13 protein-coding genes are annotated in these 15231 nt (G+C 64.0%); 5 read left to right on the top strand and 8 right to left on the bottom strand.

What is annotated here, in order from left to right; genetic code table 11:
• Positions 1-7 precede the first annotated feature (7 nt).
• The 3 genes from ACVWWN_RS09125 (at position 8) to ACVWWN_RS09115 (ending at position 2935) form a co-directional block, all read left to right on the top strand.
• Positions 8-607 carry a YdcF family protein gene (locus ACVWWN_RS09125; protein ID WP_457143607.1) on the top strand — a complete coding sequence of 200 codons (600 nt, stop codon included), beginning with the start codon at positions 8-10 and terminating at the stop codon, positions 605-607.
• A gap of 181 nt (positions 608-788) precedes the next feature.
• Positions 789-1541, top strand: a complete 753-nt coding sequence (locus ACVWWN_RS09120; RefSeq protein ID WP_457143606.1) for a hypothetical protein — start codon at positions 789-791, stop codon at positions 1539-1541.
• A 74-nt stretch (positions 1542-1615) separates the two neighbouring features.
• Positions 1616-2935, top strand: a complete 1320-nt coding sequence (locus ACVWWN_RS09115; protein WP_457143605.1) for an O-antigen ligase family protein — start codon at positions 1616-1618, stop codon at positions 2933-2935.
• Here ACVWWN_RS09115 and ACVWWN_RS09110 read toward each other — a convergent pair.
• The 6 genes from ACVWWN_RS09110 to ACVWWN_RS09085 form a co-directional block, all read right to left on the bottom strand.
• The gene (locus ACVWWN_RS09110) at positions 2932-3834 is read right to left on the bottom strand and encodes a GNAT family N-acetyltransferase (RefSeq protein WP_457143604.1); all 903 of its coding nucleotides are present in this window, start codon (positions 3832-3834) and stop codon (positions 2932-2934) included. The two genes, ACVWWN_RS09115 and ACVWWN_RS09110, sit on opposite strands and share 4 nt — an antisense overlap.
• A gap of 173 nt (positions 3835-4007) precedes the next feature.
• Positions 4008-4922 (bottom strand): glycosyltransferase family 2 protein, encoded by a 915-nt coding sequence (locus tag ACVWWN_RS09105; protein WP_457143603.1) that lies wholly within the window; start codon positions 4920-4922, stop codon positions 4008-4010.
• A complete protein-coding gene (locus ACVWWN_RS09100; RefSeq protein WP_457143602.1) occupies positions 4919-5617 on the bottom strand; it encodes a polysaccharide deacetylase family protein in 699 nt (232 codons plus the stop codon). Before ACVWWN_RS09100 ends, ACVWWN_RS09105 begins: the two co-directional genes overlap by 4 nt.
• On the bottom strand, positions 5617-7737 hold the full coding sequence (locus tag ACVWWN_RS09095) for a GNAT family N-acetyltransferase (protein ID WP_457143601.1): 2121 nt from the start codon (positions 7735-7737) through the stop codon (positions 5617-5619). Before ACVWWN_RS09095 ends, ACVWWN_RS09100 begins: the two co-directional genes overlap by 1 nt.
• 4 nt (positions 7738-7741) lie before the next feature.
• Complete coding sequence (locus ACVWWN_RS09090; protein ID WP_457143600.1) at positions 7742-8764, bottom strand: glycoside hydrolase family 16 protein; 1023 nt, start codon at positions 8762-8764, stop codon at positions 7742-7744.
• A 331-nt stretch (positions 8765-9095) separates the two neighbouring features.
• Positions 9096-10346 carry a glycosyltransferase family 4 protein gene (locus ACVWWN_RS09085; RefSeq protein WP_457143599.1) on the bottom strand — a complete coding sequence of 417 codons (1251 nt, stop codon included), beginning with the start codon at positions 10344-10346 and terminating at the stop codon, positions 9096-9098.
• Positions 10347-10679: 333 nt separating this feature from the next.
• On the opposite strand from ACVWWN_RS09085, the gene ACVWWN_RS09080 reads away from it, so the two are divergent.
• Positions 10680-11750 (top strand): Gfo/Idh/MocA family protein, encoded by a 1071-nt coding sequence (locus ACVWWN_RS09080; protein WP_457143598.1) that lies wholly within the window; start codon positions 10680-10682, stop codon positions 11748-11750.
• Positions 11747-12856, top strand: a complete 1110-nt coding sequence (locus tag ACVWWN_RS09075) for a DegT/DnrJ/EryC1/StrS family aminotransferase (protein WP_457143597.1) — start codon at positions 11747-11749, stop codon at positions 12854-12856. The genes ACVWWN_RS09080 and ACVWWN_RS09075 overlap by 4 nt, the downstream gene beginning before the upstream one ends.
• On the opposite strand, the gene ACVWWN_RS09070 is transcribed toward ACVWWN_RS09075, so the two are convergent.
• Both ACVWWN_RS09070 and ACVWWN_RS09065 read right to left on the bottom strand, forming a co-directional pair.
• Positions 12843-13418: an acyltransferase gene (locus ACVWWN_RS09070; protein ID WP_457143596.1), complete on the bottom strand. Its 576-nt coding sequence runs from the start codon at positions 13416-13418 to the stop codon at positions 12843-12845. The genes ACVWWN_RS09075 and ACVWWN_RS09070 overlap by 14 nt on opposite strands.
• Positions 13419-13449: 31 nt before the next feature.
• Positions 13450-14718 carry a glycosyltransferase family 4 protein gene (locus ACVWWN_RS09065; protein ID WP_457143595.1) on the bottom strand — a complete coding sequence of 423 codons (1269 nt, stop codon included), beginning with the start codon at positions 14716-14718 and terminating at the stop codon, positions 13450-13452.
• Between the last annotated feature and the right edge of the window lie 513 nt (positions 14719-15231).

Raw genomic sequence — 15231 nt, 5'->3', positions numbered from 1 at the left:
GCCATAGATGGCAAATTCGACATTTCCGCCGACAGAGACGCCCGGACTCGCCGCGCCCCGCAAACGACGGCGTTGGCTCCGGCGCTTCATCACAGCCGCCTGCGCGCTGCTCTCCGCCGCCTTGATCGGTGGCTTCCCGGTCTACGTGCGACCACAGATGGATCAGCTGCGCCATGCCGACGCGATCCTGATCCTCGGCGGCTACGGCGATTACCGATACATCTACGGCCTAGAGCTCGCGAGAGCGGGATGGGCGCCCAAAGTCGTGGTGTCGAACCCCCGCGGCGAAGACGATCGTTGGCTGACGGACTACTGCGCCACCCGGCACGCCGAGTTTGATTTGAACTGCTTCGCCCCGAACCCGCCGACCACCAAAGGTGAGGGTCGAGAGCTGCGACGACTCGCTTCGCAGTACGGGTGGCGGACCGTCATCGTGGTGACGTTTCCGCCGCATCTATCGCGAGCACGGTTCATCTTGGAGCGCTGTTTCGACGGTGATCTCGTGATGGCGGCCAGCCCGGATCGACTGTCGGCTGTCGACTGGGCCTTCGAATACGTCTACCAGACCGCGGGCTACGCGCGCGCGGCGTTACAACCGGGATGCTGAGCGCCGCGCGGCCCGCGAGCATCGGACCATATCACTTCCGTCAGATTCGCTACGCTTTGTCCGTTGCGCTTAAATGCCAGCACTTGATAGGTTGATCGGGTATCTTTGGCGTTGCCACGGCTCGGCGCACCGGATCTTCAGCTAATCCCAACAAGAGTCTGGATGCAGAAGGGGAACTGACTTGGACCTATTCGATGTGGCGGGGTCATGCGCGCGGCGCTGGTATGTATTCCTACCGCTGCTTCTCCTCGTCGGCTGGTTCAGCTATGACATCTACAGCTCGGTCAAACCGGTGTATTACGCGAACGCCGTGATAGGTCTGAACCCTCCGAGCAACAAGATCTACAACGCGGAACCGGGCGTACCGCTACCACGCAACGGTCTTCTCGATGTCGGCGGAGCAGACCTGATCGCCAACATGGCTGCGGTGGGTCTCCGCGAACCGTCGACCGTCGATCGCGTGGTCGCCCAAGGCGGCATGGCCGATTACGGCTCGAGAATGTTCCCGGTGCCCGCCAACACTGCGCCGTTGCCACTTGTGATGGTCGAGTGCACCGCCCCGAATGCGGCGGCGGCTACTCGAACCCTTGACCTCGTCATCGCGCAGGCCGGCGCGACGCTGCGAACACTTCAGCAGCAAGCACAGGTCCCAGAGAGCCAGATGGTGGCACCCTTCGTGGTATCGCCCCCGGGCGACCCCGCCCCCGGTATGCCTTCCCGAACGCGTTCGACCGTCGCGATCTTCGCCGCGGGAGCCGGGCTCACGGTCGTCTTGACGGTCATCCTGGACGTGCTACTCGTTCGCCGAAAGAGCAGAAAGGTTCTTGGGCCGGCCGAGCCTGGCGAGGGCTCCAAACCCGCCGACTCGAGCGTTGATGACACCAAGCCGACGCAGGTCACCACCGCCCCCGAGGCCGCGCTGGAACCCCGATGACAGTCGTTCATCGCACCCCGGCGGAGCCGGACCGTGATACCCCCAACCAATTCCGCACCGACACAACGCAAACCATGGACTCGCGCGAACGAACTCCGTGGCTGCTCGGCTTCCTCTGTGTGCTGATTTCAATTCTGCCCGCATTCGTCGTTCCTGCGGGGCCGTTGAAGAGCAACGGCTCGCCCGCGAAGTTGCTCGCGGTACTGTTTTTCGGCCTGGCCGTGGTCGGCTTCATCTTCATCCGGCGAACCGCCTCGACACGGACGCTTCGCCCAGGTGTCGCAATTGTCCTGGTCTACTTTCTGCTTCAAGTCGCTGTCTATGGAGTGGGACTCACCCATGACGACAGCACGATCGTCGAGGCGAACAAGACCCGGGCGCTGATTATTCTGGTCGCGAGCGTCGGCGTTGCGCTTTACACCTTGAGTCGGATCCGGACACTTAGGCAACGTAACTTTGTTCTCGGCTGTCTCGCAATAGGTCTCACCTTCGCCTGTCTGGTCGCACTACTCCAGGCACTGTCCCCCATCGACCTGCGGTTCCTGTTCCAGCCGCCGGGTTTCGTACAGAACATTGACACCGAGAATCTACGTTTCGATCAGCGACTCGGTGCCACGCGCGTCGCCGGTACCTCGCTTCACCCCATCGAATTCTCCATACTGGCCGCCATTTCGGTGCCTCTGACAATCTATTTCGCTCGCAACGCGGCGGCACGGGTGGTCCGCTGGGCCGCCGCACTGGCATGCCTCTTGGCATTGACATCAATGCCTGCGGCGGGCTCGCGGTCCGGCGTGGTTGCGCTCGCCGTGTCCCTTTTTGTGTACATGTGGAGCTTCACAGTCCGACAGATCGCCACCGCGTTGTTCGCCGGGATCACCGCGGTGGGGATCTACGTCGCTGTGTTCCCCAACATGGCCCTGGCCTTGTGGCACGCGATAACCGGGGCGCGGGAAGACGACAGCATCAAGGATCGGATCGCAGACTACGCGCAGGTGTCACAGACTTTCCACGATCATCCGGTGTTCGGCCTGGGCCTCGGCGGGGCACCACCCGATGTATACGGACTGCTGGACAATGAGTGGCTCCGGGCCATTGTGCAGGGCGGCGCGGTAGGGGTCATCGCTATGATCCTCCTGGCGGGCGGCGGCATCTTCGGCATCACGGCCGCGCTGCGCGCCGCCACCAATCGCACCGAACGCGAGCAGGCCTACATGCTCGGTGCCGTATTCGCCGCAATCCTGTCCTGCAGTTTCACTTTTGACCTCTTCTTCTACCAGCAGGCAACCTTCATCATGTTCATGGTCTTCGGTCTGCTGTGGTCGAATTACACCGTTCCGGTGGCCCCAGGCCCTGAACCAGCAACGGCTCGGCCCACGAATCACTTCCGGGCTTAGTCGCCCTTTGCCGCGGTTTGAGTGGACAAGCGTGCGCCGCGCAGGCGGCGGGCCATCTGGCGCAGTCCCGGCCCGGCCGGCGAGGCCTTGGCGGCGTTGATCGTGGCGTGGCGCGCCTTGCGCAGCTTGTGCCGCGCCCTACTGCGATTGACGCTCCCCTGGCTCACGCTGACCTCGCCCGTCTTGGCACGTCGCTTGTAATCGTCGTCGCCTCGGCCGAGGTCGATCCGGTTGATGCCGAGAGTCGGGGTGGCGGAGATAAATTCACGCAAAAGAATCCAGCCCGGAGACAACGGGGCGAACTCGCGATCGTAGACCGGAAACCACCAGTGCAGCACATGGTCGGAGCGGATGCCGAAGTGTGCGCCCATCAGACGATCACCAACATGCACAGTAGACAGCACGCCACCGAAGGCAATGTCCCGAGTATGCAGAAGGCGATGGATCAGCTGGGTCCGCTCCGGCTTGCCGAAGTAGTCCCGACTTCCAGTGGCGGCATACTGCGCGCGCTTGAGAGCGATCACCTGGTCGAGCACGGCGTCATCGACTACGTCGGCGGCAAATCGCATCAAACCATGGGTGCGTTCTGCTTTAGCGAGGCACCGCCGCGCTTCCTTCATCTTGTCCTTGCCGCTGCGTGATGCGCGCGACAGGTACCCGTCGAGGCCTCCGGTCGTGTCCAGATACGGCGACGGCTGGCGAGCGATGACCCAGGGATCGAACTCGGGCCCCGGTGGAAGCAGATGATCGAAGTCGAACTCTCGTATGCCGTCGACGAGAAACTCCGTCGGGTGCAGTTCTGTGCCCGGCTCGAGGACGGGTCCCTGAAAGTCGGCGCCGGGCCACCCGACCGGCCGCAGACGCCTTCCCTCCCGATGACCGGGCAGCAGCGCAGACACCTTCCCCGCCGCGTCACGCATCACCACCACAGAGACGGGTGGACCACTCGCATGCACGGCCGCGGCGAACCCCGGGTGGAAGTACGGGCTGTCCAAGCCCGGATTGGCCGCCCGCAGTGCGCGCCAGGAGCCGAGTTCCTCATCGGAAAGGGCGTCAAATGGCACGATACGGTTCACGTCGCCAGCTCCCGCACCCGGCGCGACGGCCGCACAAGGGCCAGAAAGGAAGCGCGAGACGTGCGTCGGCCTGCGGCCGCCCGGAGCCCCTCACCGACCGCCACAGCAGCGAAGTAGGCCGCCGAGCGCAACCGGCTGTGGCGGCGGCGGAACAGCCTCACCTTGTTGACCGTAAGCAGCGAAGCGAGCGCGGGATTGGTATCCGAGGCGCCGCCGACGTGCTCGAAAACCGCCTTGGGCTCGTACCACGTGCACCAGCCCTCATCGGCCGCGCGCAAACAGTACTCGGTCTCCTCGCTGTAGAGCAGGAAGGACTCGTCCCATGGGCCGACCTCGCGCAGCGCGGGCACCGACAGCAGCATTGCCGCACCGGTCGCCCATGCAGTCGTGCCTGGCCGCTCGTATGTCTCGAGATCCGTGATCAGCTCGCCGATGGATCCCAGACGTCCGGCGAGTTCACCGGGCAGCATCGCGGCGACCAGTGCTCGGCCCACCGTCGGCGTGCGGTGCAGGGTCCGTTGCATGAAGCCGTCGGGCTGAACCAGGCGCGGCACGATGATGCCGCGCCCGGGATCGCGGAGCGACGAGGCGAGCACGGCCAGCGAACCGGGCAGCACGCGGCAGTCGGCGTTGAGAACCAGAATCGCGTCCAGCCTGATCAGCTCCAGCACTGCAATACCCGCGTTCAGCCCCGCCGCATATCCCGCGTTGCGTCCGAGTTCGACGACCTGAACGGGAAGCCCGGCGAAGTTCTTCGCGATGTCAACTGTGCCATCCTTGGATGCGTTGTCCGCCACCACAATCGCGGCCAACGGCGTCTCCTGCTCGGCCAGCGAGGTGAGACAGTCGCCGATGACGTCGGCGCTGTTGTAGGTAACGATGACGACAGCCACCTGTGTCGGGTGTGTCACGCGGGTGCTCCTAGTCCCGAAAGGGACCTTCCACGAAGCCGTTTCACGGTCCGCGCGGCGCCGCCCCGAGCGCGCTGGATCAGCGGAGTGCGAGCGGCGAGCAGGTGGGCGATCCAAGCGGCGTCGGTGTCTTGACGCAGGCTGTTACGCGGCTGCAACCAGGCGTCCGGCCGCGCGCGTCCGCCATCACTGGTGAACGCGCGCGTCACCCCAGCCGCCCGCAACCGACGGAGCACATGGCGGTCGTAAGAACCGAACGGGATTGCCACGCGCGACACGGGGCGACCGATGACCTCGCTCAGCGCTTCGGAAGCCGCGGTCAACTCTTCCCGCGCCTGGGCGTCGTCCATCCGCCGCCAGTCCCTGTGCAACCAGCCGTGGGACCCGATAGCCATGCCGGCGTCCAACAGTGCGCCGATAGCGTCACGGTCGACCCGTCCACGCTCGCCCAGAAGGCCTGCGAGCACAAAGAACTCAGCCGTGAGGCCGCGCTCCACAAGCCGGGGCAATGCAATCTCCACATCGGAGGAGTTTCCGTCGTCGAAACTGATCCTCACATCTGGCCGGTCCACCACCGCATCGAGCAGCCGCTCGAACTGGGAGGTCCCGATCCAAACCTGATCCTCGCCGGGATCGAGTTGGCGGTCGACGGGACCGATCCCATGGACCACGATGTTGACCACCGAGCGCGCCATCAGACTCGACTCCGAATATAGGGTTTCCGCAATGGCCCGGGCGACAGGCCCAGTTTCGGCCGCAACTTGAGGAACCACCCGCGGTAGTACGCGAATTGCAGGAGATCTGCCCAACGCACTACCAGCACGGTACGCCAGCGCGCAGATCTGGTTCGCCCGCTGATGACGACCCGGCGCAACGAGTGTTCTTCGGCTCCGAGCCGGAGCTTGTATTCGTAGTGCCCCGGTCCCCCTTCGACCATTCGCTGCCCGCTCTCGATCAGCATCCGGAACATCTCGGTGAGGCTCACTCTGCCGATGCGGAGCTTGTCCAACTCGGGATCGGGATCGCGGGCAGGCAACCTCCAGTAACACCGGTCGCCGAGCACAAAGCAATACTCCATGGCGAGCACGCGGTCGTTCTCGCCGGCGACTTCGTAGAAGCGAACCCGTCCGGTCTCTGCCATGGCGGCAATGAGATCTCTGTTGAACTCGGCGCCCGCCGGCCAGTCACCGAAATGGCCGAGCTTGCCCCGCTGCTGCCAGTACGCGGCGTGCAACTCGGCGAAGCGGTCGAAGTACGCGACCGCCTCGCCACCGCTGACCGTTCGAAAGGTGATGTCGTACTGGCTCTTCAGCTTCCGTAGATAGCGGCGGTGAGTCTGACGCTGTGAGCTGCTCAGGTTCTGGAGGTACTCGTCGAATGATGCCGGGAACCGGAAGACCGTGTGCACACCCGGACTGTCGGAGCGCACGATTCCGAATCCTTCACCGACGGCGGCCTGCTCAGCGGCGCCTGCTGCGCGTGATAGTCCCGACAACGGCGAGAGACTGACGGCGTCACAGCGTGCGTCGAACAGCGATTTCAGGGCGAGACGCATCACCTGCTCCTCGAAGCCATCCACAAGGGCCGGCGTGAAGACCGGGAGAGTCGAGTCGGCCCCGACGAATTTCGCCAGCCGCACCGGTGCCGGCCCGGCCCAAACCCGTTGAACACAGAAGGGCAAGACGCCAACGATCCGCCGACCGTCCCACACGACGACGCCATGAAACGTTCGTCGTTTCCCATAATGCTTCCACCATGTCTCGAGCCAGTCGACCGTGAAGTAGATGTCGCTGCCGCTCTGCTCGACGAAGCCGTCCCACTCGTCGCGGATCCGCGCAAGTGCCTCAAGCGAATCGACGAGTTGGACGTGCAGACCAGGAGCGGTCTGTGCGGGCGGCTCCACATCACTGTTGGTCCGGCTGCTCTCGTCGCGTTCCCACCCGCGTGCCCTGCGGGGACCCCGCCGCTTGGCCAGCGCCATGCCAAGGAAAACCGCAGCGTCGACCGCTGATTGAGGACCGCGGATCGTACGCACGACCGCGGCCGCCGTGCCCGCGCTCGCCTCACGCTTGCGCATCTCCGGTCCCTGCCCAGGGGTCGAGAGTTCGGCGGTGCCTCGGCGGCCGCGGCGTAGGATCGCCAGCAGGCTCTTGGTATCGGTGGGCGTCTTGACGACCGACGGTTCGGTTGCCACCACGGCCTTCTCCGCCTGGTCGAAATGAAGTTCGACATACAAGTCGTCGCTCGTGACCATCGGGAACGCGCCGATGCGCCGATGCCCTTCCGCACTGAGGCCGTACGCGCCAGCGCCCCACATCGCACGCCCGTGCTGCGGGATCCGCGTACGTGCCCGGTAGAAGCTGCGCACAAGCGCACTGGCGCCATCGGTGTCGTATCTGCAAACGGGGCGGGCTGCCAACACATCTCCGCGCGCGAGCCGATCGAAAACCGCGAAAACAGCGGCGGCGGAGATTTGGATGTCCGCATCGAGATACAGTCGCGGCCACAGCGTTGCGCTCTCATCACCGGCGTTGAGCGCCGCGGGCTTTGATCCCTGCTCCAACTCCACGACCCGCACCCCGGGGACACTTCGGGCAACGGCGGCGGTGTCATCGACGCAACCGTTACACACCACGATCAGCTCGATGACTCCGTCGACTGCCGCGGCGCTCAGTGGGGCGAGCGTACGCTTGATCACCGACGCTTCGTTATATGCCGGAATGATCACCGCGCCGCGCCGAACTTGTGATACGAGAACTTGGTTCAGTGTTGTTCTCGAGCCGTCGACGAGCTCCTGCTGACCATTCACTCTCATGCCCTCACTGCTGTTGGTATACGCGGATGTAGTCGACTTCGAGCTGGTCGACGAGCAGCTGGTCGGTGAGAACCAGCCCCGCCTCTCGCTCCCAATTGTTGTCGACCATCATGTGGAGAATCAGTTGCATGGGCCCGTTTTCTATGCGCGAGGCGTCGGTGAACTCTCCGCATTTGACTCCGTTGATGTACCAGGCGATGTGGTCCGGTTGCCAGTCCACGCCTAACCTCGTCCAGTCCCGCGAGTAATCCCGGACCGGGCAGGCACCGTTATCCGTTTTGTCCGGCGCCGAATTGACCTCGGACTCCTGCTCGCGGTTGTCGTAGTGGTAGGTCATGTACACCTGTTCGGGATCCCCGCCCAGAATCTCGGCGATATCGATCTCGGTCCGGTAGTCGTATGACGGATCGGTCGGCAGCATCCAGAACGCGGTGAAGAAACCCGGGACGGCGGGGTATTTGATCCGGGACTCCACATATCCATAGGTGAACGGAAACAGGTATTTGCCACCCTTGTCGGCGTTCGGCCGGGCGGTGGAGAGTAATCCGGCCTTATAGGTACACATGTTCTCGTAGCACGCATCTTCGGGCACCGGCGGAACCAGGGGTTCGGCAACGAGTTTGGCCGTGCCATCGCTCACCCGGACCTGCGCCGGCCGGTACGTTTCCTTGCCCTTGTTGAAAGTGTCGGTGCAGGCGTCCGCGTAGTTCCAGTCGAAGCACGGCGTCAGCTTGTTGTGGTCGAAGTCATTGCCGTTGAACTCCTCGGAGAAAACGAGATGCCACGTCTTGCCAGGAGCCGCGGGGGCGGGGGGCGCAGTGACGCAATTTGGCGGCGAGCCGATCTCATCGGTGGCGCAGACTTCGGCGGTCGTACCGATCGAGCCGGATACACCGCACGACGGCAGCATCAGCAGGACCGCGACCATGGCGAGGCCAACCCTGCACGCGCGCAGCACAGCACCGGCCAGATGCGCTCTTCGCATCGGCTTGCGGGCCTTCGAGCCGGTGGCCTCAACGACGTGCACGGATTACTCCTCCAGGGCAGACCCGCGGATCGTCGCACATCCGGGCCCCCTTCGTATGTTGATTGCCAATTATGCATCTAGCTATTCGTGCACGCTATGTTGCGGCGGGTTTTCCCTTTCGGGGTTGCGAGACCGCAGGGGCGGCATCGCCGCAGCCGATGGTCATCCGTCGGATTTGGGACCTGATCAGCCGTCCTTAATACAAGATCGAGCTGTTTCACAGCGGTACCACCAGGCGCGATGGCGCCCATGAAGACAGCGCGGACTGACGTGGAAGTGAATATCTATGGCTATCATAGCCAAGTTCGCTGACTTGCAGCACCCGGGAAATCTAACGACCCGCGCGCCGCATATCCGCCAGATCACCGATCCAGGCTTCGTAGCGATCCAAAGCGGCATCTTCCGACAGCTGCTCGCTGCAGTACCGCTGACCGGCCTCACCGAGCTCGGCGGCAAGAGCGCGGTCGGTGCCGAGCCGAAGTGCCTCACTGAGCAAGACGTCAGGTTGGTCAGCGGCCACCCAAACACCGGCACCCGACGCCGCCAGTTCCGCGGCCGTCAAACCGGCGGGATCGGTGGCGGCGAGAATCGGCTTGCCGGAACGGTAATAGGAAGTCAGCTTGCTTGGCACCGCCATCTGCGCAACACCCGGACGCTCGTTCACCAGCAGCACGTCTGCAGAGCCGAGTGCGGCGGGAAATTCTTGTTCGCTCACGGGATCCAGGAACTCCAGATTTCCCACTCCGGCACCCGCCGCCTCCAGATTTGCGCGCTGATTGCCGTCGCCGAGAAGGACGAACCGCGCCCGACTGTTGCTGCGAGCGGCGAGCTTCGCCGCGGCGATCACGTTTTCCAGGCCTTGTTTCACTCCCATGTTGCCCGCGTGCAGGACCACCACGTCGTCGGGGCTCCAGCCATGTGCATGTCGAAAAGCGGCGCTTGCGCACGGATCCGGTGCGGTGATGTGAGTCCAGTTTTTAACCTCGCGGACCTTCTGCCGGTCGACGCCGAGGTGATCGACCAGATCGGCGGTGAATCCCCCATGGATCACTCCCACCCCGTCGGCCAGCCGGATCGCCGACGACTCGACGACGCGCACGGCACGGGCGACAAGACCGGATGCGGCGCCGGTCTCGGCAACACCGCGGCTGTACGAATCGTGCAGCAGGACCCCGATTGCGGGTCTTGGCCGGGTCAACCGGCCGCGCACCGCCGACATCGCCGCGGCCAACAGCGGCGGGGTAACACAGACCACGACCTCCGGCCTGCCCCAACCAGCGGTGAGCAGCTGCAACCCGAACGTCAGCTCCATCGCGGCCCGCCCGGGCCAAGTCACCTTTTCTGGCACGTGATGGTTGAACCGGCGAATACGTACGCCGTCGATCTCGTCGTCGGATCGGAAGCCGGCACTGCCCCGGTAGCGCTTCCACTGAGGATAGTGCGGATAACCAGTCAACACTCGGACGTCGTGTCCCCGTTTGGTCAGACCTGACGCGAGCCCTGTCGTATAGGGCGCTATTCCCGTCGGTTCCGGCGTGTAGTTAATACCCAGAATCGCCACTCTGACCGCGCGACGAGACATGTCGTCGAGCTTAGTTGGCGCATGCGCGCAGGTGAGGGCGTTTGACATCGCCGCCCGATCTTGACGGGTCGACGAGCGCCCAGGACGCGAATCGGGATGCCGCAAAGATGCTCCAACACTCTCTGGTGATGCCGGCAAGCCCGTGGACCCACTCGGCAATCCGCACGTCATTTTAGTTCTGGCAATGTATCGCCAGTTTGCCAACTGGGCTGTAGCATAGGCAACTGACGGCCCGCCTGATGATGACCACCAGGATTGCGATCCCGACCAACGGGTTTCGCGTCGCATGGTCCCTCTGGGTGTGGGGAGCAACAATATCGAGGGGATTTCGCGATGAGTCGTCCGTATCGTATCGCCGTCATCGGCGCAGGTTATTGGGGTCCTAACCTGGTCCGGAACTTCCGTGGCTCACCAGACTGGGATTTGGTCGCGGTGTGCGACCTCGACGAGGCGCGCGCCCGTAAGGTCGTCGGTCCGCGGACCATGGTCGACATCGAGACATCGGTCGAGCGCCTGCTCGCCCGCGACGACGTCGATGCCGTTGCTATTGCCACTCCGGCGAAGACGCATGCCTCGCTCGCATTGACGGCCTTCGCTGCAGGCAAGCATGTCGTCGTGGAAAAACCGATAGCGCAGACAACCGAAGAGGCGGCCGCGATGGTGCGGGCCGCGGACGAGGCCGGGCTGACGCTGATGGTCGATCACACCTACTGCTACACGCCGGCAGTCCAGTACATCCACGACACCATCCGGCGGGGCGTACTCGGCCACATCCTCTACGTGGATTCGATCCGCATCAATCTTGGTTTGATCCAGCCCGACATCGATGTCTTCTGGGATCTCGCCCCCCACGATCTGTCGATCCTGGACTACATTCTGCCGGGCGGACTCCTGCCGGAGGAGGTGTCTGCCACCGGCGCCGACCCGTTGCATGCGGGCAAGGCATGCGTGGGCTATGTGACGATGCCTCTCGCTACCGGCGGCACCGCACATGTCAACGTCAATTGGATGTCGCCCACCAAGATCCGTCAGATGGTGATCGGCGGCAGCCACCGAACCCTGGTGTGGGACGACCTTAATCCCCAACAGCGCGTGGCGATCCACGACCGCGGCATTGACCTGGCGACCCAGGGCACCCGCGACGCCGATCAGCGCCGGGCCGCCGCCATCTCGTATCGACTGGGTGACATCACCGTTCCCGCATTGCCGGAAAAGGAGGCCTTGTCGTCGATGGTGACGGAGTTCGCCTCCGCCATTCGTGAGCAGCGTCCACCGCGGACGGATGGACGAGCGGGTCTGCGGGTGCTCTCGGTGCTCGAGGCCATCTCGGAAAGTCTGGTCGCCCGCGGCAAACCGGTGAGCCCGGAAACACCGGTGGCCTTGTTGGACGGCACGCTGGCGTGAAAGTTCCTCTGGTAGATCTCGGCGCGCAGCACCGGGAGATCGCGGACGAGATCACGCCGCAGTTGCAGGAAATGCTGGAAAGCGGCGCCTTCATCGGCGGTGCCGCGGTTGCGGAGTTCGAACGGGAGTATGCGGAGTTCGCCGGGGTCAGCCACGTCGTCGGCGTCGCCAACGGCACCGATGCGCTCGAACTTGCCCTCCGCGCAACCGAAGTGATGCCGGGTGACGAGGTGATCGTCCCGGCCAACACCTTCATCGCCACGGCTGAAGCGATCAGCCGCATCGGAGCAATCCCCGTACCGGTGGACGTCGACCCCGAATACCTGTTGATCGATCCGGTCCTCGTGGAGAAGGCGATCACCGGCAAGACAAAAGCCATCGTGCCGGTCCATTTGTTCGGGCAAACCGCGCCAATGGACAAGCTGCTCGATGTCGCGGGCACGTACGACCTGGCGATCGTGGAGGACGCCGCTCAATCGCAGGGCGCCACACGCGCGGGCAAGGCGGCCGGCAGCTTCGGTGTCGCCGCGGGCACGAGCTTCTACCCCGGAAAGAATCTCGGCGCAGCCGGCGACGCGGGTGCGGTCCTGACCGATGACCCGGACATCGCGGCTCGGGTCCGCACCATCGCGGCACACGGCAGCGACCGCAAATACGTGCACGACGTCGTCGGCTTCAACTCGCGCCTGGATGCCATCCAGGCGGTGGTGCTGCGGGCGAAGCTGCGGCGGCTGAGTAGATGGAACGATCTGCGGCGAGGCGCCGCCGCGAAATACCTTGAACTGCTTCGCGAAGTGCCCGAGGTCCGCATCCCCGTGACCGATCCCGCCAATGAGGACGTGTGGCATCTTTTCGTGGTCCAGATCGACGATCGCGACCAGGTGCTCACCGAGATGAATGCCGCTGGCATCGGGGCCGGTATCCACTACCCCACGCCGGTTCACCTCACTGGCGCCTTCGCCCCGCTCGGCTATCGCGCGGGCGACTTTCCGGTTGCCGAGGCAGCGGCGAAGCAGATTCTCTCGCTTCCGCTGTACCCGCACATCACCCAGGCGCAGCAGCAGCACGTCGTGGCCACGCTATCCGCGGCGGTCAACCCAACCTGACGAGTCCCGTGGGTTCATCCTGGTAGGAGAGCCCGCACGCGCAACGCAGACAATCATCAAGCCGCGTTCCGCATTCGCACGCCCAGCCGATCACACGACCGGGGTTTCCGACGACAAACCCATGCGCGGGAACGTCTTTGGTAACCACTGCGCCCGCCCCGATGAATGCATGCGCACCAATCGTCGAACCGCACACGACGACGACACCGGCCCCCAACGTGGCGCCCGCCCGGACCACCGTCGGAAGGAGGCCTTCGCCGCTGCGCTTGATCGCCGCCCGCGGTCGCATGTCATTCGTGAAAACGACCGCCGGCCCGAGAAATACATCATCCTCGACCGTCACACCCTCGAACAGGAGGACACGATTCTTGACCGTCACACGGTCGCCGATCGTCACACCGCCTTCGACGTAGGCATGGTCACAGATATTGCAGTCGCGCCCTATCTCAGCGCCACCCAGGACGTGCGCGAACGCCCAGATCCTGGTTCCGGCGCCGACATGCTCACTCTCGCACAGTCCGTGTGGATGGACGAAGACTCCGTTGGGGGTTCCTGAGTTCATGACAAATCTTGTCTGACAGACAGTTTCGACTCTATCGAGCGACATTCGCCGGCAGGCCGATCAGTTGCCGATAGAACTCAACCAGCTTTCGGCTGGATACGTCCCAGGAGAGTTCTTCCTGGACACGTCCGCGCCCCACTTCACCCATCGAACGCCGCCGCACCGGATCCTTCAATAACTCATCGATCGCCAGCGCGAAGGCGTACTCGTCGTTGCACGGGACGTACACGGCTGCGTCACCGGCCGAAACGCGTTCCTCGGCAAGATCGAATGCCACGATCGGCCGGCTCATCGCCATGTACTCGGCGACTTTCGTCATCGTCGACACATTGTTGAGGGGACTCATGGGGTCTGGCGCCAGGCATACGTCGGCGCTGGACAGACCGCGTTGAATGGCGTCGTCCCCCACCCAGCCGGCGAACTCCACCATATCGGTGAGCCCCAATTCGTCACTCAACGCGACCATCTCGTCGAGCGCGTCCCCCGAGCCCATGAAGAGACAATGGACGTCGTCACGCCCGATCTTGTCTTTGAGCAGCGCGAGTGCGCGCAGAGCGTAATCAACCCCGTCCTGGGGCCCCATCACGCCCAGATACGCGAGCAGGTAGTCCTTGCCACGACGCAAGTTCGGGTCCGGATCACGTTGGGCGAAGCGGCGGAGATCGGGCGCGTTGCGGACCACCACGACCCGGTCGGGAGACATCTTGCCGCGGTCGATTGCGATCTTGCGATATGTCTCGTTGGTCGAGATCACCGCATCGGCGGCGGCGAAGTTGAGTCGTTCGGCATACCTCACCAGCCGGTGGAGAATGCTCCCGCCGTCGGGGAATCGGGACTGAAAGAGCTCGGGCACCAGATCGTGGTGATCGAAGACGAACCGCGCGCCGAACGGGCGCAGCACGAGCGCGATCAGGAACAGCAAATCGGGCGGGTTGCACGCCTGCACGACATCGATGCGGCCTTCCCGGCGCACTTTGACCGCGAGGCGCAGGATATGCCACAGCGCCATCGTGTACTCCCGGAAGTAGCCGACCACGCCCCCTGCCGCCGGCCGCAACGGGAATCGCAGGATGCGAATCCCGTCGATCACCGTCTGGCGTTCACGATCGCGGGTGGGGCCAACCGGGCAGATCACCGTCACCGCGAAACCCGCCTCGACCAGCGCACGACTCTCCTGCCACACCCGCCGGTCGGACGGCACCGACAGGTTCTCGACGAGGATCAAGATGTGGCCTGCCCTCGGAAATGAAGGGGGGCGGGCGTCATCGAGTACTTCGCTGTCACCAACGTCATCAGCCATCAACGGACCTCCCCGGCACCCATCTCAGATTCCCAGTGGATTGATTGCGGAAATATACTCGCACGGGCTTGTCACGCAGCATACGGCCAATATCGACGGGAGTCATAGCATTGCCCGTCCAGTTCCTCCCGGATCGCATGGGCAGTACACTTCGGGCCACTCCCGAAGTTTGCGATCGGGGGCGGTGTCTGGCCAGCTCCGCCCGGGTTTTCGGATCGCAGCACCGCATGAATACCGCAAGTGGCGGTGCTGGCAACTGTTCATAGGTTTCCTGCAATCGAAACTATCGTCAGCGTCGCCGAGTGATCGCCTCCGTCCACGCTTGATCGCGCTGCCGGTGGGACAGTGGTCGACGTCATGCACTCGATGGACCGCCACCCCACCCATTCGTGCGGCACTACTTCCCTGATAGTGGCCTTCAGGTCACCAGGGAGCGTCACGCTGTGAGCATGCTGTGAATATTCGGTCCGGCGTGCCGCCGGGGCAGGGCCGGCGCGATGCGAATTTAACTGA

Source organism: Mycobacterium sp. URHB0021 (assembly GCF_054057895.1).
The sequence above is the reverse complement of the archived record's forward strand: the minus strand, read 5'-3'. Positions and strand labels throughout refer to the sequence as shown.

Bases quoted from the DNA above. Each gene is read 5' to 3' on its own strand.
- ACVWWN_RS09125 (WP_457143607.1), top strand. From the start codon at position 8: ATGGCAAATTCGACATTTCCGCCGACAGAGACGCCCGGACTCGCCGCG.
- ACVWWN_RS09100 (WP_457143602.1), bottom strand. From the start codon at position 5,617: ATGGCGCGCTCGGTGGTCAACATCGTGGTCCATGGGATCGGTCCCGTC.
- ACVWWN_RS09065 (WP_457143595.1), bottom strand. From the start codon at position 14,718: ATGGCTGATGACGTTGGTGACAGCGAAGTACTCGATGACGCCCGCCCC.
- ACVWWN_RS09085 (WP_457143599.1), bottom strand. From the start codon at position 10,346: ATGTCTCGTCGCGCGGTCAGAGTGGCGATTCTGGGTATTAACTACACG.
- ACVWWN_RS09080 (WP_457143598.1), top strand. From the start codon at position 10,680: ATGAGTCGTCCGTATCGTATCGCCGTCATCGGCGCAGGTTATTGGGGT.
- ACVWWN_RS09115 (WP_457143605.1), top strand. From the start codon at position 1,616: ATGGACTCGCGCGAACGAACTCCGTGGCTGCTCGGCTTCCTCTGTGTG.
- ACVWWN_RS09070 (WP_457143596.1), bottom strand. From the start codon at position 13,418: ATGAACTCAGGAACCCCCAACGGAGTCTTCGTCCATCCACACGGACTG.
- ACVWWN_RS09095 (WP_457143601.1), bottom strand. From the start codon at position 7,737: ATGAGAGTGAATGGTCAGCAGGAGCTCGTCGACGGCTCGAGAACAACA.